The 21740-nt window shown below is 70.3% G+C and carries 19 protein-coding genes; 8 read left to right on the top strand and 11 right to left on the bottom strand.

Annotated features, from left to right (window positions below; all coding sequences use genetic code 11):
• Positions 1 to 4: 4 nt before the first annotated feature.
• From ACIGXW_RS05235 to ACIGXW_RS05215, 5 genes are read left to right on the top strand one after another with little or no spacing between them, the layout of a single operon-like run.
• Complete coding sequence (locus ACIGXW_RS05235) at positions 5 to 565, top strand: phage tail protein (RefSeq protein WP_399569977.1); 561 nt, start codon at positions 5 to 7, stop codon at positions 563 to 565.
• Positions 562 to 3867: a baseplate J/gp47 family protein gene (locus tag ACIGXW_RS05230; RefSeq protein ID WP_399569975.1), complete on the top strand. Its 3306-nt coding sequence runs from the start codon at positions 562 to 564 to the stop codon at positions 3865 to 3867. The genes ACIGXW_RS05235 and ACIGXW_RS05230 overlap by 4 nt, the downstream gene beginning before the upstream one ends.
• Positions 3864 to 6836, top strand: a complete 2973-nt coding sequence (locus tag ACIGXW_RS05225; RefSeq protein WP_399569973.1) for a beta-propeller fold lactonase family protein — start codon at positions 3864 to 3866, stop codon at positions 6834 to 6836. Before ACIGXW_RS05230 ends, ACIGXW_RS05225 begins: the two co-directional genes overlap by 4 nt.
• Positions 6837 to 6883: 47 nt before the next feature.
• The gene (locus tag ACIGXW_RS05220) at positions 6884 to 7510 is read left to right on the top strand and encodes a DUF4255 domain-containing protein (protein ID WP_399569970.1); all 627 of its coding nucleotides are present in this window, start codon (positions 6884 to 6886) and stop codon (positions 7508 to 7510) included.
• Positions 7507 to 9627 (top strand): ATP-binding protein, encoded by a 2121-nt coding sequence (locus tag ACIGXW_RS05215; RefSeq protein ID WP_399569967.1) that lies wholly within the window; start codon positions 7507 to 7509, stop codon positions 9625 to 9627. The genes ACIGXW_RS05220 and ACIGXW_RS05215 overlap by 4 nt, the downstream gene beginning before the upstream one ends.
• Before the next feature lie 60 nt (positions 9628 to 9687).
• Here ACIGXW_RS05215 and ACIGXW_RS05210 read toward each other — a convergent pair whose 3' ends face one another.
• From ACIGXW_RS05210 to ACIGXW_RS05180, 7 genes are all read right to left on the bottom strand, one after another.
• The gene (locus ACIGXW_RS05210; RefSeq protein WP_399569965.1) at positions 9688 to 10119 is read right to left on the bottom strand and encodes a hypothetical protein; all 432 of its coding nucleotides are present in this window, start codon (positions 10117 to 10119) and stop codon (positions 9688 to 9690) included.
• Between the two features lie 6 nt (positions 10120 to 10125).
• A complete protein-coding gene (locus ACIGXW_RS05205) occupies positions 10126 to 11451 on the bottom strand; it encodes a phage tail sheath family protein (RefSeq protein ID WP_399569962.1) in 1326 nt (441 codons plus the stop codon).
• Between the two features lie 35 nt (positions 11452 to 11486).
• Positions 11487 to 11927, bottom strand: coding sequence for a phage tail protein (locus ACIGXW_RS05200; protein ID WP_360908343.1), 441 nt, complete (start codon positions 11925 to 11927; stop codon positions 11487 to 11489).
• Positions 11928 to 11953: 26 nt separating this feature from the next.
• Positions 11954 to 13549 (bottom strand): phage tail sheath family protein, encoded by a 1596-nt coding sequence (locus tag ACIGXW_RS05195; RefSeq protein WP_399569959.1) that lies wholly within the window; start codon positions 13547 to 13549, stop codon positions 11954 to 11956.
• A 167-nt stretch (positions 13550 to 13716) separates the two neighbouring features.
• Positions 13717 to 13905, bottom strand: a complete 189-nt coding sequence (locus tag ACIGXW_RS05190; RefSeq protein WP_399569957.1) for a hypothetical protein — start codon at positions 13903 to 13905, stop codon at positions 13717 to 13719.
• A 112-nt stretch (positions 13906 to 14017) separates the two neighbouring features.
• Positions 14018 to 14227 (bottom strand): cold-shock protein, encoded by a 210-nt coding sequence (locus ACIGXW_RS05185; RefSeq protein WP_399569955.1) that lies wholly within the window; start codon positions 14225 to 14227, stop codon positions 14018 to 14020.
• Between the two features lie 355 nt (positions 14228 to 14582).
• On the bottom strand, positions 14583 to 15917 hold the full coding sequence (locus ACIGXW_RS05180; protein ID WP_399569953.1) for an alpha/beta fold hydrolase: 1335 nt from the start codon (positions 15915 to 15917) through the stop codon (positions 14583 to 14585).
• 66 nt (positions 15918 to 15983) lie between these two features.
• Here ACIGXW_RS05180 and ACIGXW_RS05175 point away from each other — a divergent pair, with 66 nt between their 5' ends.
• Entirely contained in the window at positions 15984 to 16601 is a 618-nt protein-coding gene (locus tag ACIGXW_RS05175; RefSeq protein WP_399569950.1) for a TetR/AcrR family transcriptional regulator, read from the top strand.
• A 781-nt stretch (positions 16602 to 17382) separates the two neighbouring features.
• Here ACIGXW_RS05175 and ACIGXW_RS05170 read toward each other — a convergent pair.
• Positions 17383 to 17538 carry a hypothetical protein gene (locus tag ACIGXW_RS05170; protein ID WP_399569948.1) on the bottom strand — a complete coding sequence of 52 codons (156 nt, stop codon included), beginning with the start codon at positions 17536 to 17538 and terminating at the stop codon, positions 17383 to 17385.
• 56 nt (positions 17539 to 17594) lie between these two features.
• On the opposite strand from ACIGXW_RS05170, the gene ACIGXW_RS05165 reads away from it, so the two are divergent.
• Positions 17595 to 18224, top strand: a complete 630-nt coding sequence (locus ACIGXW_RS05165; protein ID WP_399569946.1) for a class I SAM-dependent methyltransferase — start codon at positions 17595 to 17597, stop codon at positions 18222 to 18224.
• Between the two features lie 48 nt (positions 18225 to 18272).
• Here ACIGXW_RS05165 and ACIGXW_RS05160 read toward each other — a convergent pair whose 3' ends face one another.
• Positions 18273 to 18770: a hypothetical protein gene (locus ACIGXW_RS05160; RefSeq protein WP_399569944.1), complete on the bottom strand. Its 498-nt coding sequence runs from the start codon at positions 18768 to 18770 to the stop codon at positions 18273 to 18275.
• A gap of 164 nt (positions 18771 to 18934) precedes the next feature.
• Here ACIGXW_RS05160 and ACIGXW_RS05155 point away from each other — a divergent pair, with 164 nt between their 5' ends.
• Complete coding sequence (locus ACIGXW_RS05155) at positions 18935 to 19360, top strand: peptidase inhibitor family I36 protein (RefSeq protein WP_399569942.1); 426 nt, start codon at positions 18935 to 18937, stop codon at positions 19358 to 19360.
• Between the two features lie 75 nt (positions 19361 to 19435).
• On the opposite strand, the gene ACIGXW_RS05150 is transcribed toward ACIGXW_RS05155, so the two are convergent.
• Together ACIGXW_RS05150 and ACIGXW_RS05145 are read right to left on the bottom strand one after the other, a co-directional pair.
• Positions 19436 to 20737 carry a S41 family peptidase gene (locus ACIGXW_RS05150; protein WP_399569940.1) on the bottom strand — a complete coding sequence of 434 codons (1302 nt, stop codon included), beginning with the start codon at positions 20735 to 20737 and terminating at the stop codon, positions 19436 to 19438.
• 250 nt (positions 20738 to 20987) lie between these two features.
• A complete protein-coding gene (locus tag ACIGXW_RS05145; protein ID WP_399569938.1) occupies positions 20988 to 21626 on the bottom strand; it encodes an SRPBCC family protein in 639 nt (212 codons plus the stop codon).
• Positions 21627 to 21740 lie beyond the last annotated feature (114 nt).

Below are 21740 nucleotides of genomic sequence, written 5' to 3'. Positions count from 1 at the left end.
GCGCATGTCCGCGTACTCCGCACGTCCCCTCCCCCTGCCGGCCGTCTACGGGCACGACACGGTCGCGCTCGCGTTCGCGGCCGCGCTCGGCGAGGCCATGGCCCCCGCCGAGGAACGGATCGACGGTCTCGACGCGGTGCTCGACCCCTGGCGTGCGCCACCGGCCTTCCTGGACTGGCTGATCAGGATCACCGGCGCCCGGGTGGAGCCGGGCTGGCCGGAGGGCCTGCGGCGCAAGGCCGTCGACCTCGCGCCCCGCCTGGCCGCTCATCGCGGGACGCCGTACGGGCTGCTGCTGGAGGCCCGGGAGATCCACGGCTGGGCGCCGCCCGGCTTCGCGCTCGTCGTCGACGACCCGGGCCGCGTCTTCACCCACGACGACCCGGCACCCCGCGCCGGACGCATGCTCACCGTCACGCTCACCGCCCCGGCCGGGGAGGACCAGCGGGCCCTGGAGAGCCGCCTGACGCGCCTGGTACGGGCGCACTGCCCTGCCCACCTCCCCTTCAAGGTCACGGTCACCCTTGGGCGAAAGACTCCTGTCGAGAGGTCACAGCAGCGATGAGTCTGCCGACACCCGAGTACGACGGACGCACCCGCGAAGAGGTCGTCGCCGGCACCGTCGCCGCCGTACGGCGGAAGGTGGGGACCTGGACCGGTCAGGACCGGACGGACCCCGGCCGGGGCCTGATCGAGACGTGCACCGACATGGTCATGGCCCTGCGTGACCGGCTCAACCTGGCCCCCGACCAGCGCCGGCTGCAGATGCTGCGGCTCCTGGGCGTACGGCCGTACCGGCCCGCGCCCGCACAGACCGAGGTCGTCCTCCAGCTCGCCGCGCCGTCGCCCGAGCCGGTGGTCGTCCCCGCGGGCCAAGAGGTGGCCACTCGACCGGTGGGGGACGCGGAGCCGGTCGTCTTCAGCACGCTGACGGAGGCGGTACTCAACCCCTGTGTCCTCGTCGCCGCCGGGGACTTCGCGGAATCGAGGAAGGCCGACGGCGCCCTGGAGGGCATACTGACCGAGTTCGGCTCCGCGTCGGGCCGGACCGTCGAGCCGGACGGCCCGGCCTTCGCGGGGCCGGCCTTCCACCTCAACCTCCCCTACCTCGGCGACTTTCCACCGCCCGGGAACGCCTTCGCGAACACCGGCCCGGTGAGCACGGGCAATGGCGGTGACGACTCCTCGCACTCCTCCTACGCCCTGATCGTCCTGTCGGTGCCCGTACCGAGTACGCGCGTGACGCTGGACGTGAGCATGGGCGCCGGTCTCGCACCCAAGGTGGGCACGGGCGTCACCCAGGGGCACTGGGAGGCCTGGCAGGGCACGCACTGGACCGGCTGCCGGGTCGTCACGGACACCGTGACCGCCCAGGACCGGCCGGGCAAGGTCACGCTCGACCTTCCCCCCGCCCACGCGCCCGCCCAGCTCCTGCTCCACCGGGCGGCCGGCGAGGGCGGCGGCGACTCCGTGCAGCGCCTGAGGGACGTCGGGCTGATCCGCTACCGCGCCGATGCGGGCCGCAGCCCGCTGACCCGGGTCGCGCTCGACCCGGTGCTCGCAGTCGCCGTCCCCGTCGTCCAGGCCGGGCTGGTACGGAACGAGACCCTGGGCACCGCGACGGGCACGCCCGGCGAACGCCTCCGCTTCACCCATCCGCCGCTGCCCCGCAGCACCGACCCCCTCGTCGTCGAAGCCGTGCTCGGCGGGCGGACCGCACAGTGGACGTACGTCGCCTCGCTCGCCGGATCGGGCCCCGACGACCGGCACTTCACCCTCGACCCGCGCACCGGGGAGGCCGTCTTCGCCCCCGTGGTGGCCGGCGCCCGGGGACCGCGACAGCACGGTGCGCCGCTTCCGGCGGGAGCGGTCGTACGGATCCGCCGCTATCTGACGGGCGGTGGGGCCCGCGGCAACGTACCCGCCCGCACCATCACCGTGCTGCGCACACCGCTGCCGTACGTCTCCTCCGTGACCAACCCCGCACCGGCGGTCGGCGGCACGGAACGCGAGAGCGCCGCCGCCTGCGCGACGCGCCTGCCCCTGGGCGCGCCGGTGCCGGAGCGGGCCGTCGTCCCCGTCGACTACGAACAGCTCGCGCTGGCCGCGTCGGCGGGCATGGCCCGCATCCACCACGTCCCGGACGTACCCGAGGACGCGCTCGACCCGGCCCGCAACTACCTGCCGTGGCGGCCCGCCAAGACGGACGTCGCCTTCACTCTGGCGCCCGGCACGGGGAAGCTTCCCGTGGGGATACAGGTCTCCACGGCGGACGGCAAGACAGTCTTCACAACGACAAGGGAGGCCACGCGCGTACCGCCGGACGCGATGGGCGCGGCACGCCTCGGGCTCGTCCCCGGCGTCACTTCCGCCGTCGGGATGTTCAAGGCGGATGACTACCAGGCGGGCGGGGAGCTCTCCGGGCCCTTCAAGGAGGGCGGCGGGCTGGTCCTGGCCTTGGTTGAGCTCAAGGAGCCGCATGATCCGGGCCGCCTCACGCTCTGGGTGACGGCGGGCGGGGACCGTGGGCCGGAGGACCGCATCGCGGTGTCCGTGTTCGCGCCGAGGAAGGCGGCTCCGTGGTGGGACACCGCCGCACCCCTCGCCTACGCCTCCACGCCCGCGCAAGAGATCACTCTGGCGGACGGAACGACGGTCTCCGCCCACCCCGTCCACGTGGGCGAGTCCGCGCGGTGGCAGGCGGCCGTCGCACGCGGCGACCTCGCCCGCACGGCACAGGACGCCGTCGACAGGCGCGGCGACGGCTTCCCGACCGAGGAAGCCGCCTGCTGGATCGCCGTCCAGATCCTCGACCCCAAAGGCACACCCACCACGCCGTACACGGTCTACGCCGACTCCGGGACGACGGACGAGGTTCCCGCCGAACAGTACGAGGAGCACGACCGGGCACGAGAGCCGTTCTCGTCCACGGACAAGCCCGGCCAGGTCTACCCCCTGCTGCACTCCCCGGTGTACGTCCCGGAGACCGAGGAGCTCCCCAAGGTCCGCGTCGGCACCGAGAGCTGGTGTACCGTCGCGTCCTTCCACGATTCCGGCCAGGACAGCAAGGACGTGGTCATCAACGCCAGTACGGGCCAGGTCCACTTCGGCCCGGAGGTGACGGGCGGCCCCTCGGGCACCCGGCAGTACGGCGCCATCCCGCTGCCCCCGGGCACGCCCATCACCGAGGACGGCCCGTACAAGACCACGCTCGGCGCGGCGGGCAACGACATCCCCGCGGATACGATCAGCCGGCTGAAGAACCCGGACGACCGCATCGTCGGCGTACGTAACGTCTCCGCCTCGCGCGACGGCAAGAACGGCTACACCGACACCAGTGGTGGCAGCACCCAGGCCGGCGTGACGCTGATGGTCGTCCCCTTCGTGACCGCCGACGAGCGGGGTTGGTTCCCGTTCCATATGCTCACCCCCACCCGCGACGCCTGCGACACCTTGCGCCGCTCCCTGCGCGCCTGTCAGCCGGAGGGCGTTCCGGTGTGGCTGAAGCAGCCCGTCTACCACGGCATCCGTGTCGATGCCCGGATCGTTCCCGCGGACTACCGCACCGCCGACGAACGCGCCGAGCTCCGCGCCGCCGCAGAACGCGCCCTGTACCGGTACTTCAGTCCCGTCGGCGGCGGCCCGGACGGCACCGGATGGCCGCTGGGGCGCCCGGTGTACGCGGGCGAGGCGTTCCGGGTCCTGGAACAGGTGCCGGGGGTGGGCCGCGTCGCCACGGCCGAGCTCGTTCCGGTCAATCCGCTCGACGGCTCGGCGTCGGACCCCGTCGTACGGATCCGCTGCGGGCCCGGCGAGACCGTGTACTCCGTCGAACACCGAGTCACCGTCGCGGAGGTGCCCTCATGAGCGATCCGAACGAGCCCTTGCTGGTGGCCCCGGACTGGGGTGCGGACGCTCTGGCCGTCGTGGACCTCACGGCACCGGAATGTCCCGAGGCCCATTTCCCCCCGGTGGGGAGCAACCCACGCGCCGTCGCCGTCAGTAAGGACGGCACCCGGGCCTACGTCGTGAACCACGACGACGGAACGCTGTCCGTGGTGAACCTCGCGGTCCCGGAACAACCGGTGCTGCGTACCGTTCTCGCCGGGAACGGCCCGTGCGCCGTCGTGGCGGGGCTGGTGGACGACCAGGTCTGTGTGGCCGCGTGGGCGGACGGCGAGGTCGTGGTGTTCGACAAGGAAGGGTTGCAGGGAGGATCGCCCCTGCGGGTCGGTAGCGGCCCCTGCGCGCTGGCGGCGGCCCCGGGCGGCGGGGCGCAACGGGTCTGTGTGATCGACGAGACGGACGCCACGGTGTCGGTGGTCGACGTGAGCCAGGAGGACGCGCCGTCCGTGAGCGCGACCGTCCGCGTACCCGGGGTCACCCGGGCGGTCGCGGTGGCGCCGGGCGGTCGGTTCGCATACGTCGCGAGTCGGGGGAAGGGCACGGCGGACGGCTGGGTGACGGTGCTGGACCTGGACGCGGACGGCGCGGCGGTGGGTGGGCCCGTGCCCGTCGGGGCCGAGCCCCGTGCCCTCGCGCTCGGCCCCGCCGGCGACCGCCTGTGCGTGGCGAACTACGGCTCCGCGTCCGTCTCCGTCGCCACCGTGGACGTGGACAGCGGGCGGGTCGGCACCCCCGGCACCGTTCCGGCCGGCGCGCATCCTGTCGCTGTGGCCTTCTCCCCGGACGGCGGAGTGATCCATGTCGTGGGCCAGACCTCGGGCATTCTCACGGCCATCCGCACGGACACCCTCGACCACACGGCCGTCGCGCTGAAAGGCGTGCCCGCAGGGGTGGTGTTCGGCCCGGACGGCCACCACTCCTATGTCACCTCCTATGTCACCGACCAGGCCACCGGACAGCTGACCGTCGTGCGTGCCACCCCGCGCAAGACGGCCGGCATCCCGGCCGGAGAGGGGTCGAAGCCGGTCAACGTCGCCGTGTCCCCGGACGGGACCTGGGCCTACGCGGCCGACTCCGCATCGGACAAAGTCGCGGTGCTGGACCTCGAGGGCCTCGCCCCACTCGCCCCGGTCCCCCTCGGGGCCGCGCACAAGCCCTGGGACGTCGCCATCGCACCCGACCGGACCTTCGCCTGCGCGACCAGTCCGGATTCGTCGCATCTCCTCGTCCTCACCCCGGCCTCGGGGAAGGAGCTCGGCACCGGCGGCGACGTCACGGTGACCCCGGTCCCCCTGGCGTCCGACGCACGCCCGCATGGAGTGGCCGTCACCCCCGACAGCCGGTACGCGGTGACCGCCGACTCCGGTACGGCGACGATCTCGCTCGTCGACCCGAAGGGCGGCAGGCACACGATCGACGCCGATGTCGTGGGGTGCCAGGGGCCCACCGGTGCCGCCGTCTCCCGGGACGGTCGGACGCTCTACGTGGCCGACTTCGCCCCCGAACAGCAAGAGCGGCCGCGCGGGCAGATCGCCGTACTTCACAGGACAGGGCCTGATACCTGGGAGCGACGGGGCACCATCGACACGCGGACAGGCCGCCTCGCGGGCCCGCACGAGATAGCCCTGTCACCCGACGAACTGCGGCTCTACGTCGCCAACTACGACAACGGGACCGTCTCGGTCCTCAGCCGCGAGTCGTTGGAAGCCGACTGGGGCTTCGAGATGGCCGTGGCCAAATCCCCTGACATGAGGCAGCCCTACGGCCTGGCCCTGTCGCCGGACGGAACGACCCTCTACGTATCCAACACCACCACCGACCGGGGAACGGTCGAGGCGTTCGACGTCACCGTCAACCCAGCGGAGCACCAGCCGCCACCGATCCAGGTCAAGAGCGGCACGGACCGCGTCCATCTCGGGCTCGCCCTCTCCCCCGACGGCCACTACCTCTACGCGGTCGACGCCGAGGAGTGGAAGTCGGGAAACGGGGCGCCGGGCACGGTGTACGGCATCCGGCTGAGCGAGGGCACCCAGATGCAACCCGTCGCCACGGCACCCCAGGCGCACACCGACCGGCCCAGTGCACTGGTCTGCCGGGACGACCGGACCCTGTACGTCGTCAACCAGGGCAGGAAGGAAAGTCCCACCAGCGAAGCGTGCCTGGCGGTCATCACCCTCGACGCTTCGCGACTCGGCGTCGAGCGCACCGAGACCCGCCCTCTCGACAAGAACGACCTCCCGTACTCGGCAGCGATCTCCGATGACGGGACGCTGTATGTCGCCAACTTCACCAGCAGGACGGTCACCGTCCTCGGGTCCAAAGTGACGCCCGTCGAGGTCGGTCAGCCGGGCGCGTCACAGCCATGGGACGTGGCCGTCACCGACGACGGCGCCTACGCCTACGTCACCGACCGCACCGCCGATTCCCTGCGGTGCGTCCGCCTCTCCGACCACCACGTGACCTCTCTGGAGGTGGGCCGGGACCCCATGGGCGTGACGAGCACCCCAGGGGGCGGCCTCCGCGCCTATGTCGCCAACCACGGGAGCAACAGCATTTCGGTCATCGGCCCCGACGACGCCTCACCGGGCACGCCCAAGGTCGTCGCCACCTGGCAGCATCCACGGATCACCAAACCCGAATCGGTGTCGGTATCCGCGGACGGGGCCTGGCTCTTCGTGACCACCGAGAACAACGGAGAGCTTCTGATGCTCGACACCCGGACCGGAACGCCCCGCTTCACCGTACCGGCCGGCGAACGGCTCACCGGAAGCGCACCTCACCCGCAGTCCGCGAAGCACCTGGTGTACCTCGCCGACGAGGCGGGCGCGGCCGTATCGGTGGTCGACACCACGACGCTCGCTCCCTTGGACACGACGACCCCGCTGGGGCTCGACGTACGGCAGGCGGTCGGCGTGCCGACGACGAACTGACCGTACCGACTCCACCCACCCCTCCGGCGCGGACAGAGGCACACAAAATGATCGAACTGGTCGACCAGGCATTGAAGTCACGCGTACAGCAGGATGTGACATGGCCGCCGCCGGGCATCCCCGTCACCTTCCAGCCGCCCGGACGCGACGGAGCGCTCGGTGAAACCGCCGGCTCCGAGGCGGTCGGTGTCTACCTGTACGACATCCGCGAGGACCTGGACCGGCGGCAGACCGGCACCGTCTACCAGTACGACGTGGCGTCGGTCGGCGGTGCACCCCGCCAGAAGAGGGCAGAGTCCGACCCGCCGCGCTATGCCCGGCTGTCGTATCTGGTCGCCGCCTGGGCCCCTGACGCCCTCAGCGCCCACCGCATCCTCGGCGAACTCCTCGTCGGCCTCGCCAGGAGCCGGGTCTTCCCCGTGCCCCTGCCCCCCGAACTGGAGGAGATGGAGCTGTCCGCGCTCCTCGACGTCGGCCACCCACCCGCCGAGGACCGTGCTCTGACGGAACTGTGGAGCGCGAAGGGGCACATGCTCACCCCCGCCCTCAACGTGACCGTGACCATCCCCCTGCTGTCCTTCCTCCCGGACAGCTACACCCACTGGGTGACCGGGCCCCCTGTCGTCCGCGAGGCGCTCAAGCCCGGGCCGGGGACGGACGAGGACGCGCGGTGACCGCCACCGCACACCCCGGAGCGCCCACCGCCACGGCCGCGGACTGGCTGCTCGCCCGGCTGGCCGTCATCGAGGCCCGCGTGCGGCGCGCGATCGCTCTCCGTACGGGCGAGGAGTCCGCACCCGCGGAGCTCCTGGCACCGCCCTTCGACCCGTTCCAAGGGCTCTACATCTCCGACGACATGGCCTCGCACCTCCTGGACGCACCGGCCGGCCCGCTGGTCCCCGTCACCGCGGACGACGCCCTCGCCGCCACTCTGCGCGCCCGGGAGGACGCGGCCGCGGCGGCCGGGGCCCCGCCGCCCCCGCGCCGCCTCGCCGAGGAGTTCGGGCTGGACGCGCTCGCCCTCGACATGGTGGTGATCGCGCTCGCCCCCGACGTCGACGCCCGGTTCGAGCGCTGCTACGGCTACCTCAACGACGACATCACCTGCCGCCATGCCACCATCGGCCTGGCCCTCGCCCTCTGCAACGTCCCGAGCGCCTCGGTGACCGCCCGCCGGGTCTTCGCGGCCGACGCGCCCCTGCGCGCCGGTGGCCTCGTGGAGATCCCGGATGCCTCCCGGCCGTTCCTGACCCGGCCCCTCCGCGTCCCCGACCGGGTCACCGCGCACCTCCTGGGCGACGACTCCCTGCCGTCCTGCCTGCGTCACCTGCTGGCCCCGCCCGAACGCGGCCGGCCCCCGGGCGAGGGCCCCGTGGCCGAAGCCGTGCGGCACCTGACCCGGCTGCTCGCCCACCGCCACCCGGTCCACCTGCGCGACAGCCCGGACGGTACGGCCGAAGCCGTCGCCGAGGCGGCACTGCGCGCGTGCGGACGGCCCGCGCTCCGTCTGGACCTCGCGGGACTGGCCCACGAGACGGACCCGGCCGGGTTCGTCCGCGCGGCGCTCCTCGAAGCACGGCTGCGCGGCCATGGACTGATCGTCGGCCCCGTCGGTTCCCCCGACGCCCGGCACGTACAGGACCTGCTCGCCCCGCTCGACGGCGCCCCGGTTCCTCTGGTCCTCACCGGGAGGCAGCCGTGGGACGCCCGCTGGACGGCCGCTCCCCCGGTGCTCGCCGACTGCCCGCCCCTGACGGCGCCCGAACGCACCGCGCTGTGGCGGTACGAACTCGGCGCCCACGCCGGCACCGCGACCGATGAGGCGGTCGCAGTCGGCGCCCGGTACCGCCTCGGCCCCAGCCGGATCCGCGCCGTGGCCGCGGCGGCCGGCCGACGGGCCGCCGCGCACGGCATCACCGTCGACGCCGCCGCGGTCCGGGACGCCTCCCGCTCGTGGAACGGCGGCGCGCTGGACCGCCTCGCGCGGCCCGTACGCCCCGCTGTCGGCTGGGACGATCTGGTGCTGCCCGAGCGGACGCACGAGCAGCTACGGGACCTCGCCCGGCGCGTACGCCACCGCGACCGGGTCCTGGGAGAGTGGCGGATGCGGCCGGGCGGGGGACGCGGACGTGGCATCACCGCCCTGTTCAGCGGTGGCTCCGGGACCGGCAAGACCCTGGCGGCGGAGGTCGTGGCCGCCGATCTCGGCCTCGACCTGTATGCCGTCGACCTCGCCACGGTCGTCGACAAGTACATCGGGGAGACCGAGAAGCACCTCGAACGGATCTTCACCGAGGCCGACGCCGTCGACGCCGTCCTCCTCTTCGACGAGGCCGACGCCGTCTTCGGCAAGCGCACGGCCACCCACGACGCCCACGACCGCTACGCCAACACCGGGACCTCCTACCTCCTCCAGCGCCTGGAGTCCTTCGACGGTCTGGCCCTGCTGACCACCAATATGCACGCCAACATCGACGCGGCGTTCCTGCGCCGTCTCGACCTCGTCGTCCACTTCCCCGCGCCCGACGATGCCCGGCGCCAAGCCCTGTGGGACCGCTGTCTGGGCACCGCCGCACCGCGGGCCGACGACATCGACCAGGCCGGCCTGGCGGCCCTCGCCTCGGCCTTCGACCTGTCCGGCGGCTCGATCCGATGCTGCGTCATCACCGCCGCCTACCGGGCCGCCGACGAGGACCGCCCGCTCTCCATGGCGGATCTGCTGGCCGCCGTCCGCGAGGAGTACGCCAAACTCGGCCGCTATGTGGACGAGTCCCGCTTCCCGACTGGGTAGCGGCCATGCACCCCGCGCCTGAGCCCTTGACCCCTTTGCGGGATCAAGGGCTCAGGCGGGTCAGCCGGCCGTCACGGGTCGTACGCGGGGGCAGGTGAGGGTCGCCGTGCCCCGGTAGACGGCCCCTGGCGTGTCCGAGCCGGAGGGGTTGCTCGCCGGTCCCACCACGGTGAAAACCACGTCCAACGGGCCACCGTTGACGACGACTTCCGTCTCGCCCTGACTCGTCCTGGCGTACTTGGCGCGGTTCGCCGCGGGAACCTTCAACTCGATGCGCCCGGTCCCTTGATTCGGAAAGGTCGCTGTCGAGTAGCCGACGGGCGGGATGACCCACGACTCGATGTCGTCGGGCACACAGGCAACGTGCTGTTCGATCCGGAAGCCCGCCGTTCCCAGCGGCAGGGGGGCGGGGGGCGGTGGTGGTGTGAGCGCTGCCGGAAGATTCAGGGTGAGCGTGACCGTGTCGCCCTGCCTCACCACGATCTTCTGCACGGGGTCTCAGCCCCCCTGGCCGGGCTGGCCGGCGATCTGGGTGATGGTGAACTGGACGAACTCGGCGGGACGCACCGGCGCGATACCGATGTCACAGATCACCTGACCGGCGTCGATCGTCGACGACGTGTTGTTCGTACGGTCACAGATCACATAGAAGGCCTCGTCAGGCGTACGCCCCAGCAGCGCACCCTGACGCCACTGATCCGTCAGGAAACTGGTCACCGAATGCCGAAGGGTGGCCCACAGGCGGTCGTCGTTGGGCTCGAAGACAGCCCAGGTGGAGGACTGACGGATGGAATCCGACAGGAACGACACCAGACGACGCACATTGAGATAGCGCCAGTCACGACTGCTCGAGCGCGTACGGGCACCCCACACCAACAGACCCCGGCCGGGGAAGACCCGCAGGCAGTTGACACCCTTGTCGTTGAGTTCCCCGTTCTGGTCGTCGGTCAGCAGGGTGGGAAGGTCGAGCACGCCGCGCAGGTTCTGGTTGGCGGGGGCCTTGAAGACGCCGCGCTCGGCATCCGTACGGGCCCACACACCGGCCAGATGGCCGGACGGCGGCACCGTACGCGGAACACCGTCCACACCGGGCACCTCGACCCAGGGGTAGTACAGCGCCGTGAACGCCGCGGCGTCCGAGTCCGGCGAGTCGAGCGTGCCGACGAACGCCTTGAGTGGCTCGACGAGTTGCCCGGGCGGCGCGTCGACCACCGCGAGACGGTTGCGCTGGGCGGTGCAGTGGGCGACGACCTTGCCGATGAGCGACTTTCCGGTCGGCAGAACCGGGACGGGCGGCTCCTCGGCCTCGGTGGCCGCGATGGTCATGTCCCAGAGACTGGGCACGGCGACCATGGTCACTTCCGGCACCGTCTCCAGCCCGCCGAGTCCCGTGCGTGCCTCCGCGTCTCCGCCGAGGCCGGCTTCCGTCACTGCCGTCTCGGGGTTCAGGAAGCCGACGACATAACAGGACGTGCCGCCATTGGCGAAGAAGCCGTAGACCGCCTCCGCCAGCATGAAGCAGCGCTGGAGTACCTGGATCCTCTTGAAATCGGCAGGTGCCTTGTCGCTCTTCTTCTGGAGGGCCGACAGCTCTGTCCCCAGCCCCGCGATGCTGTAGCGGTCGGCGAACTCCTGCCAGCCGCGGATCGGCTGGGGGACCCTGCGTTCGTCCGGTGTGAACGGAGGGGTCCCCGTCTCACCGGCAATCTTGGTCGGTTCGGTGGTGTACCCGAGGAAGGCCGGGGTGGAGGTGCCCACTCCGACGATCATGCGTACTCCGCTGGACTTCTCCGTGACGTAGACACCCGGAGGCTTCGTCGTCATCGCTGTTGTTCCCCTCTCGGCTGATCGGCTCCGGACTATTCGACGGTGATGTCCTCGTAGGTGATCGTCACCTGTTCCGTGGCGATCCCGGAGTTGGCCGCGCCGAGCTGGGGGCCTTCCCAGCGGGATGCCCAGGCGTTGGCGAGGTGGATGCGGCGGACGGTCTGCTTCTGCGCGTCCTTCAGGGCGATGGTGATGTTCTGCCGGGCGCTGTCGAGGTCGGCGTTGACCAGCGTGGCCTTGATCCAGTCGGTGAACGCGGTGCTCTTGTCCATGCCACGGGTGATCGTGATCTCACCGCTCTTGCGAGCACCAGGCTGTTTGCGCACGATCAGCTCGCCTGTCGCGGACACCTGCCGGACTTCGACGACGTCCTGTTCCAGGGTCAGTCCGGACACGTCCTGGACGGTCTCGACCTGGAACTTGCCCAGTTCGACGGCGAAGGTGCTGCTGCTGAAGGTGTCACCGGTCAACACGTGCGTTGCCTCCTGGGTTCCGGGCGTCAGCTGTTGGCGCCGGGCTGGCCGGCGATCTGGGTGATGGTGAACTGGACGAACTCGGCGGGACGCACCGGCGCGATACCGATGTCACAGATCACCTGACCGGCGTCGATCGTCGCCGAGGTGTTGTTGGTACGGTCACAGATCACATAGAAGGCTTCATCGGGAGTACGTCCGAGCAGCGCACCCTGACGCCACTGATCGGTCAGGAAACTGCTGACCGAATGCCGAAGGGTGCCCCAGAGACGGTCGTCGTTGGACTCGAAGACAGCCCAGGTGGAGGACTGACGGATGGAATCCGACAGGAACGACACCAGACGACGCACATTGAGGTAACGCCAGTCACGACTGCTCGAGCGCGTACGGGCACCCCACACCAACAGGCCTCGGTCGGGGAAGACGCGGAGGCAGTTGACCCCCTTGTCGTTCAGCTCGCCGTGGCGTTGATCGGTGAGCAGGGTGGGGAGGGACAGCACGCCGCGCAGGTTCTGGTTGGCGGGGGCCTTGAAGACGCCGCGCTCGGCATCCGTACGGGCCCACACACCGGCCAGATGGCCGGACGGGACGACAGTGCGCGGGATGCCGTCCACGCCGGGCACATTGACCCGGGGGTAGTACAGCGCTGTGAACGCCGCATCCTCTACGTCCGGGCTCGCCAGTCGCCCGAGGAATTCCGGCACATCGGCCGGTGCGGTGTCGGGTGGTGGTTCGAGGAGGGCAAGCCGGTTGCGCATGGTCACGCAGTGGGCGACCACCTTGCTCATGATGTCGGCGCCGACATCTGCCTCGGTGCCCTCGCGCCATACGTCCGGGACACCAACCATGCTTACGTCCGGCACCGACTTGAGTCCGGCCAGACCCGTGCGTTCGTCGGGGTTGCCGTCGACCTCGCCCGCGAGGGGCTTGTCGGGGTCGAGCCGGAGGACGTAGCAGGATGTTCCTCCGTTGGCGAAGAAACCGTAGACAGCTTCGGGCAGCTGGATCTTTCCGGACTGCTCGAAGTATCCGGCGAGGACGGTCAGCTCGCCCTCGCGCCGTTTGAGGTCGGCCAGTTCGTTCCCGGCCGCGATCCAGAGCCCGTACGGCCCGGGGAGGGCTGCCGCCACCTTCTGCGCTGCGGCTTCGGCTGCTTCCCTGTCCTCGTCCCTGACAGCTTCGCCGGCCCAGTCGGCAGCCTGCACCAAGGCGAGGACGGTGATTTCTTGCTCGGTGAGGACGGGGGGCTCGCCCGTGGTGGCCTTCTCCGCGAGGTCCGCTCCCAGACGCTCGAGCTCCGCAGCGCCTTCCGCGATAGCCCCGGACAGCCTCTCCAGCTCCCGCCTTACCTCCTCCACTCCCATCGGGGAGCGGAAGTGGAACGTGTCCACGAACTCGGACCAGCTGCTGATCCGCACCGGCGGCGTGGGCGCCTGTGGGCCGCGCACGGTGTAGCCGAGGAATGCGGGGGTGGACGTTCCCGCCCCGGTGATTGTCCGGACTCCGCTCGAACGCTCCTTGATGAACACTCCGGGTGCCAACGGACCTGAAACCATGCCCGGTTTGCCCCTCTCATCGGGAATGCGGCCCTTCAGCCAACCACTCCCGCGGGGTACGCGCATGCAAACGGAGGAAGGTACGACAGATGACGTAGCGGGGTTTCAGGTGAAGGTGGCGCAGCCGGCAGAGTGGGGCGGTGACCGCGGCCGTCAGCGCGTGGCGTACGGCGTCGGCCGCCTTATCGAGTGACCGCCACCGTCAGGAGGGAGTTCGCTGGACGAAACGGCTGCTATGAGTCCTCGCTGGCGCAGGTCAGCCAGCTCTGGGTGATCACCCTTGCTTCGTCCGCCTGTTCCGGCGTGACGACGCCCTCCACATCCGGGACACGTCCCAGGAAATCCTGCACTCGTTCTCGCTCATCCGCGCTGACGATCCAGACAGACGATGTGGAGGACCCGTCATCGTGCCAGTCGAGCACGCTCAGAGTATGCCGATCGGCCATTGCGTCCTCCCAGCCCCTAGCACCGGCTTCGGCACCGGCCTCTGCAACGGGATGCAATTCTCAGGTGTGTTCGTCGCGTGCAGGGAGTTCAGAGCCGCTTGACTCGGGAGGCCTGCGGCCCCTTCTGGCCTTGGGTGACCTCGAACTCCACCTTTTGCCCTTCCTCCAGGGAGCGATAGCCACCTGCCGCGTCGTCGATCTCCGAGAAATGAACGAATACGTCAGGGCCGCCCCCTTCCTGCTCGATGAACCCGAAGCCCTTTTCGGCGTTGAACCATTTGACGGTCCCTGTAGCCATGACCCCTCCGGGGGTTGAGGCGGCGCTCCGCCGATGCCCAGCGGAACAGTGTCGATAGCCCCCACCGATAGGTACCGAAAGAGGTACTCATTCAGCAAAGAGGCGACTATCCATCCGACAGTACCGCCCATACCTGGAGCGCTCCACACGGGCAAAGTCAGGCACTTCCCTTCCTGTCCGTTAGGCCATCCAGGCGACCTGAGCGAACGGGCGTGGCTCACGGAGCCGGCCTGCCCCCTGACCGAGGCCGAGCAGCGAGCGAAGCCGCACGATCGATGCCGCCGGCCTCGTACCCGTAGCCCAAGCAGCGTCCGAGCGCTCGCCCGCCGAGCCGGTGGCGGGCCGCAGGTCGTCGTCACTTGTGGTCGCGAAGGAAGGCTGGGATCTCACCGCTGGTCGGGTGGTTCGGCAGGGGTGCCGGCTTGTCCTGGAGGAATGCGGTGATGGAGGCGATGACTCGGTCGTTGTTGTCGTCGAGGCCGTTCCACATGTGGTGCCCGACTCCGGGCATGTACTGCGTGCGCTGGATGGCGGGGTCGTTGGCAAGGATGGCGGTCGCCCATTGCCGGACCTGGGAGGAGCACTCGGCGATCATCAGCATCGCGGGGGTCCGGGAATTCCTCAGTTGCGGGGCGATGGAGGGCGAGTCCTTGACCGTCTGCTGGACGCGGAGGCTGGCGGCGGGGCTGAAGGAGAAGTTCTGTGCCGTGTCCTCGACGGGGATGCGGTGCGCGTCGCGCGCGCAGTAGGCGGATGCGGTGTCGCTGCCGAGATCAGCGGCGGTGAACGCGTTGTCGCCTTCGGCCTGGCCGATCAACCCGGTGTCGGGGCTGAGGAGTCCGAGTCGCATGAGGCCGAACGCGGCGGCGTACCGGGGGACGCGTGTCGACCGCGGTCCGGTCATGGCCGGCGCGAGGTCGCGCGCGGACGGTCGGCCCTTGTGCCCGGTGACGCGCGCGGTGGGGCCGTCCATCGGGCCGGGCTCGGCGATGATCGCCCGGTGGAAGCGCGCCGCGACGCGCGGATCGGCCAGGGCTCGCGTGAGCACGCCCCCGCCTGCGGAGAATCCGAGGATGTCGACCCTGCCCTTGCCCAGCCGGTCGACGAAGGCGGCGAGATCGCGGACCGACCTGGAGATCGTGTACTGGTCCATGGGGAGCAGGTCGCTTCGTCCGCCGCCGGCCTGTTCGTAGGCGTAGACGTCGTAACCCTGTCGCGCCAGGAGTTGCAGGAACCGGTGGTCGAGTACCGAGATGCCGCGTACCGGTCCGCCGTTCAGGTACACGAACGGGATGGGATGTCGGGTGGTGGGGTTCGCGGACGGGTAGTGGTACACCGCGACCCGGCTGCCCGTGGCCAGGCTCCAGTGCTGCGTGGCGACGAAGGGCAGGGCGGGCGGGTACCGCCGTGCCGTGGGCACGGTCGGGACGCAGACCGACGCCGTCAATGCCGCCGCGATGACCACCGGCAGGAACGGTACGAGCCGCGCCGGCCAGCCACGGCGCCACCCCCACCACAGTGCGAGGACAGTCGCGATGCCAAGGGTCGTCAGCCATGCGGCGAGCCCCGAGCCTGCCCCGTCCGTGAGGACGAGCAGTGCGAGAAAGGCGGCGACTAACCCCGCGATGGCGGCCAGGCCCAGCACCAGGCGCCGGGTGAAGCGGACGAGACGTATGACGGACGTTGGCATGAGGACCCCCAAAGTTTCAGAACGCTGTTTCAAAACGACGTTATCAGAGAGGGTAGGCTGGTCTTCGTGGGTAGGCCGAGAACGAACGACGACACCGTCAAAGAGCGGCTCGTGGCGTGCGCGACCGAGATGCTCGCCACCCGTCCGCGGGAGTCGCTCACCGTCCGATCCCTGGCCGCTGCTGCCGGGACGTCAACGACAGCGGTGTACTCCTTGTTCGGCGGCAAGGACGGGCTGATCGGCGAGGTACGCAACAGAGCCGTCGCCGGCCTTTTCCAGGACGTGTCGGCAGTGCCGACCTCCGAGGACCCCCTCGCCGACCTCTACGCACTGGCCGCCGCATACCGTCGATGGGGACGCGAACACAGCCACCTCTACACGGTGCTGTTCGGTGGCGTGCAATCCTTCGACCCGTCAGGCACAGTCGGCACCAGCGACCCCATCCGGCCACTCCTCGCGGCGATCGACCGCGCTCTGACGGAGTCTGTCCTCGCCGGCGAAGCGACGTCGATCGCTCTTTCGCTCTGGGTGACCCTGCACGGACTCGTCACCCTCGAACTGGCCGGAGCCCTCGACGCCTGCACGGCCGAGACCACATTCCGATCGACCATTCACGCCACGCTGCGCGGCTGGACCACCCCCGCGGTCTTCCGCAGCCTTCGACGTGCAGAACCCGCTCCGTAACGGACGCTCAGGTCAACCACCTCGTGTTCCGCTTGAGTGGACCCAGGGGTGGTCCGTCACCGACAGACCCGCGAGCATCTTCCGCGTCGGGCAAGGCGCTTCGCCGCAGTAGCGGCTGCGGCCCTCGCCGTGGCCATGCCCCAGGCCGGCGCTGCCGGCGCCAAGAGTGGCCAGGCAGCGGCCTACCACACCGGGCGCCAGTTCCCGTTGATGATGCCGGTCGGGGCAGGGGGGTGTCGGACAGCCACTCCTTGTACTCCCCCTTCGTCTTCGTGGCTGCGGTGGCGGACAGGTCGAGGGCGTACTTCTCGCCCGGAACCGGGATGGTGATCTCACCGCCATCCAGCGAGATCTTGTTGAGGGCGATCTGCCGGCCACCAGTGACCGACGATTCCCGCTCGGTCTTCCGCTGAAGCTCTGATATCTGCTTCGCGGTCAGACCTGCGGCACGACCTTGATCAGCGAAGCTCTGCGGAACGGCCGGCGAGTCGGCCGATGCCGTGGCCTGGGGCACCGCCGATAGCCCCAGGGTCAGCGCCGCGCCGAGCACTCCTGTGGCGAGGGAGGTGCGTGCCTTGCGCCAGCGAGTTCGTGCGTGCGTCACGTTGTGCCCTGCCTTTCTGCTCGAGGGACGTGCCAGGACGGCGAGGCGCGCAGCGGACCGTTCCCCTGCTCCCCAAGCGCCTCGCCGGGCACCACGTCTTCAGCGCCAGCTGATTGGTAAGCAGCCCGGTCACCAGCGGTTTATCAATCCGCTTCCCGGGCGCTTGCTCCCCCGCCCCTATGGGCAAGTCCGGCGGTAGGAGGCCTCCGGGGCGAACCGTTCCCACTCGTCCGGGGTGAGGTCGCGCGCCACCGTGGCGCACAGTTCCGCCTCTGTGCGCGAGGCGTCGGTGTTCCAGAGCACGGCTGTGCCGTCGATGCTCGCGGTGGCCACGGTGCGGCCGTCCGGGCTGACGGTTGCGAACGTGCGCGGATGTTAGCTTCTTTCCCGTGGTGGAGCACCAGGAGGAGACCAGGGCGGCCTACGACGGGGTCGTCGAGCTGTATGCGTCGATGTTCGCTGATCGGCTCGAGACGCAGCCGTTCGCGCGGGCCATGGTCGGCACCTTCGCCGAGCTGGTGCGCGGGACGGGGAACCTGCGGGCAGCCGACGTCGGGTGTGGGCCCGGGCATCTGACGGCCATGTTGCACGACCTGGGGCTGGACGCCTTCGGGCTCGACCTCTCCCCGGCCATGGTCGACCACGCCCGGCGGGCCCATCCGGCGCTGCGGTTCGACGAGGCGCGGATGGAGGCCCTGCCGGTCGAGGATCGCGCGCTCGGCGGCGTGCTGGCCCACTACTCGATGATCCATACCCCGCCTGGGGAATTGCCCGCGCTGCTCGCCGAGCAGGTGCGTGTCCTGGCACCAGGGGGCCTGCTCCTGGTCTCGTTCTTCGCGACCGACGGACCGGAGCCGGTCCGCTTCGACCACAAGGTGACGCCCGCCTACAGCTGGCCGGTTGACCGGTTCGCCGAGCTGCTGGCCGGGGCCGGGCTCGTCACGTTCGCCCGGCTGCTCCACGACCCGGCCTCCGAGCGGGGATTCCTCGACGCCCACTTGCTGGCCCGCCGCCACTAAGCGTGTCCGACGGGTGGGGTGAGCCGAATTGGCGGCGTCGGACAGTCCTTAGTGGTCGAACGTCTCGAAGGTGACGACTGCGGTGTCCTCGCTTTCCCAGCGGACGTCCACCTTCACCTCGTCGGCCTGGAGGCTGCCCGGCGGCCTGAGGATGCCAAGGGCGAGCCCTTCCTTCCGTTCCACCACGCTGTCGGATCCCGCCCCGTCCGGCCGATTCCGCTCTCCGGAGAGCGAAGCGAGCCAGGGTCGGGCGTCAGCGCGCGGCATACGGAAGGTGCCTGACTGGGTGTGGCCCGCAAGGCCGCCGCTGAGCTCGGCGCACCGTTGGTCGCTCGCATGGTCGGGAAGCACCCAGCCCATGGCGTACATGGCCTCCGAACAGGCCATCGGGCGTTCTTGAAGGCCCTCGTCAACGGTGTCCTCGACCCCGGTGAAGGCGTACGTAAGGCCACCCAAGGCTGCGGTCGCGGCCAAGGCGGCGAGCCACAGTGCCTTGCGGCGCTTCGGGCGAGGGGCGGACGCTGGGATCATCGCGGCTATAGGCACCGAGAAAGTATGACGTAAGCGGCATTATCTCAGTTCAACCCGGGGTACGAAGTGCCTGTCTCCCCTGCCCGGGAAGACGCGATGCCACGCGGCAGCGAGAGAGCGGGCGGCGTCCTTCATCGGGTGGCGAGGCCCTCGGAATTCGGAACAAGGAGCATCAGCAGATGAGGAATACGTTGCGTGCCCTTCCTATGCTGGCGGCAGCCGCGGCTGCCATCATGCTGCCGGCCTCCACGGCCCATGCGGCCGACGGGTACGACCGTTGCCCTGACGGCTATTACTGCATGTTCTCGGGCCTCGACGGCACCGGCGACATGATCAAGCTACGAGGGAGCGCGCCGGACCTGGCAGCGCTCGGTATGAACGACCGGGCCAAGTCGGACTGGAACCGGACCGCTTCGACCATCTACCTCTGGTCCGACGCGAACTACACCGGTTGCACGGCGACCACCTCCGCCGGCCCGACCGGCAAGGGCAACTTCTTCCCCACGTACCGGGACTTCTTCAGCTCGGTGCAGTTCGACGGCCCGGGCGGCCCGAACTGTGGCACACCGCCCGGCGGCGACGGCCAAGAAGCCGGCCGACGGTGAGCGCGCCGACCACGCCGGTGAGGTCGTCCGCCCGGCCAGGACCGGTGCAGCTCGCGTCGTCCCGCCGGGTTGTGCCTACTGGAGGCTTCGTGTCGTACTCGCGACAAGCTGGTCGTCCGCGAAGCCGTCCAGCCGGGCCGAGCGCGCCCTGGCCGCGCCGGGCACCGTGACCTCGGTCTGACCGTCGGTGGCGTCCACCGACGCCCGGGGCCGCTGGTCGAGGTAGACGTCCACACGGTCCACGTTGGCGGTTCGCAGCCGCAGGCGCAGGTCTCCGTCGGCTGTGGTGACGTCCGCGATGGCGATCTCGCGCACGGGCTGCTCGCTCAGCAGCCGGCCCGCCCGGTCGAGGAGATCGGCGTTGTCCTCCAGGAGGTCGCGCCGGGTCATGTGGTGGCGTTCGTCGGGCTTGATGCCGAGGTCCTCCACGGGCGTGCCCGACAACGCACCGACGCGCAGTGTCCGGCGGATCGACACCCGCATGCCCGCCCCCTTGGGCAGCGGCTCGTACGGCACGTCCTCCTCCCCTTCCAGCAGGGCGGTGAGCAGCTGGTGGGTCCAGACGTTGGCGCCGCCCGCGCCGGTGGCGTCGTCGGTGCCGAGCACCGGGCCGATGCGGTGGTCCTGGAAGCCCGCCGCGAAGATGTCGGTGGCCGAGTAGCAGCGCGCGTTGGTGATCAGGACGACCGGGCCGAAGTACTGCTGACCGATGGCGTTGGCGCCGTCTTCGGGCGTGATGGAGAAGGCGCTGGAGAAGGCCGTGCCGAGTTCGACGGCCTGCTCCATCGACGCCACCCACGGCCCCAGGTCGATGGCCGGGTCACCGCGGTGCCTGCCGCAGATCCGCAGGTTGAGCGGGGTGTTGAGGAACTGGACGGGCTCAGGGACGATCCGGCGCGGCGTCAGGGTCTGCAGGGTGAACTCGGCGGCGTGGATGTGTCCGCCGCCGTTCTCACGGACGTCCACGACGAGCCCGTTCTGGGGTAGCAGGCGAATGAGGCGGACGAACTCCTTCACGAATTCCGCCGGACTCTGGACGTTGAAGGTGAAGATGCGGATGTGGCCGAAGGTGCCGGACGAGGTCCGCACCTCCCGTGCCTTGAACACGGTCGACATGGTGGTGACCAGCTCGCCCTGTCGTGGCTCGGGCAGGTGGGCGGTGCCCTGCGCGGCGGACCTCTCCTGAGCGAGGGCGCCCGGCGCGAACAGCGCCAGCTTGGCACGGTTGGTTTCGTCAGCGTCGAGGTCCAGGCCCTGACACGCGGCGGCTGTGCTGAGCGCGTCGGTGTCGACGAACGTCGGCAGGTTGTCGCGGATCAGCCACTCCTGGCGAAGCTCTCGCCCGGTGCCGTCGCGGTCGAGGAAGCTGATGGTCACCCACTCCTCCAGCGGAGGCAGATGGATCCGCAGGGGCCGTACGGTGAGGGACTGCAGGCCCCGGCTGTGCCGGGCGGAGGCGTTGCTGCCCGCGTACCGGGCGGCGTTGAGGTCGACAGCCGTGGCGATGGGAATACCGCTCCAGTGGGTGATCTCGGCACCGGGGGCGAATCCGCGACGCGTTCACCCGACTGGGCGGACCCCGTGCCCCGGCGTGCCCGGCCCGGAAGGGCCGGGCCTGGTTCTTCGTTCAGTGCGGCCGGTTGTGGGTGGGGGCTTCGGCGGCGGTCTTGAGTTCGCGCAGCCATGCTTCGAGGCCCTGGCGGAGGATCTTGGTCGCGGTGGGAACGTCCGCTTCGACCTGGGCACCGGTGTGGGTCTCGTCGGTGCTCACGCGGACGCCGCCCTTGACCTCGGTGAAGTTCCATACATGAACGCCGTCGATGCGCAGTCCCTCGCCGATCGCGGGGCCGGCCCAGCGGATGCAGGAGTTGCGCTTGAGCTGCTCGACGGTCGAGGTGATCTCGAGGCTGGTGGCGGGGGTCGTGGGGTTGGGAGGTACCGGGGTCGTCCACCGGAACGCCGAGCCCTTGCGGAACGGGCCGTGGTCGAGGCGGTTCACGGTCGTGACGGCGCCCTGCCAGGACGGCCAGCGCTCCACGTCGGCCTGCAGCTTCCAAATGGTGCGCAGCGGCGCGTGGATCACGGTCTCGGTCCGGTGGCGGACGTGGGCTTTGGGGTCGACGCCTTCCCCGCGGCAGGTGAGGGACTTGGCGGGATGAGAGGTGGTGGCCCCGGCCGGTACGACAGCGGTGCCGAGGATGCCGATGGCGACGAGCGGGGCGGTGAACAGGGCAGCGCGGATGCGGGTACTGCGGATGCCGGACATGTTGTTCCCCTCTTATCGAGCTAGAAGCTAGCGCATTCGTTAGAAGATGTAACTCGGCACGGACCGAGGGGTCAACAGGTTGCGTGATAGCCTCTAACTAAATCTTGAGCCTGT

It is taken from the genome of Streptomyces sp. NPDC053079, from assembly GCF_044546695.1.
In the GTDB taxonomy this organism is placed as follows: domain Bacteria; phylum Actinomycetota; class Actinomycetes; order Streptomycetales; family Streptomycetaceae; genus Streptomyces.
This window is presented reverse-complemented; position numbering and strand designations above follow the sequence as displayed.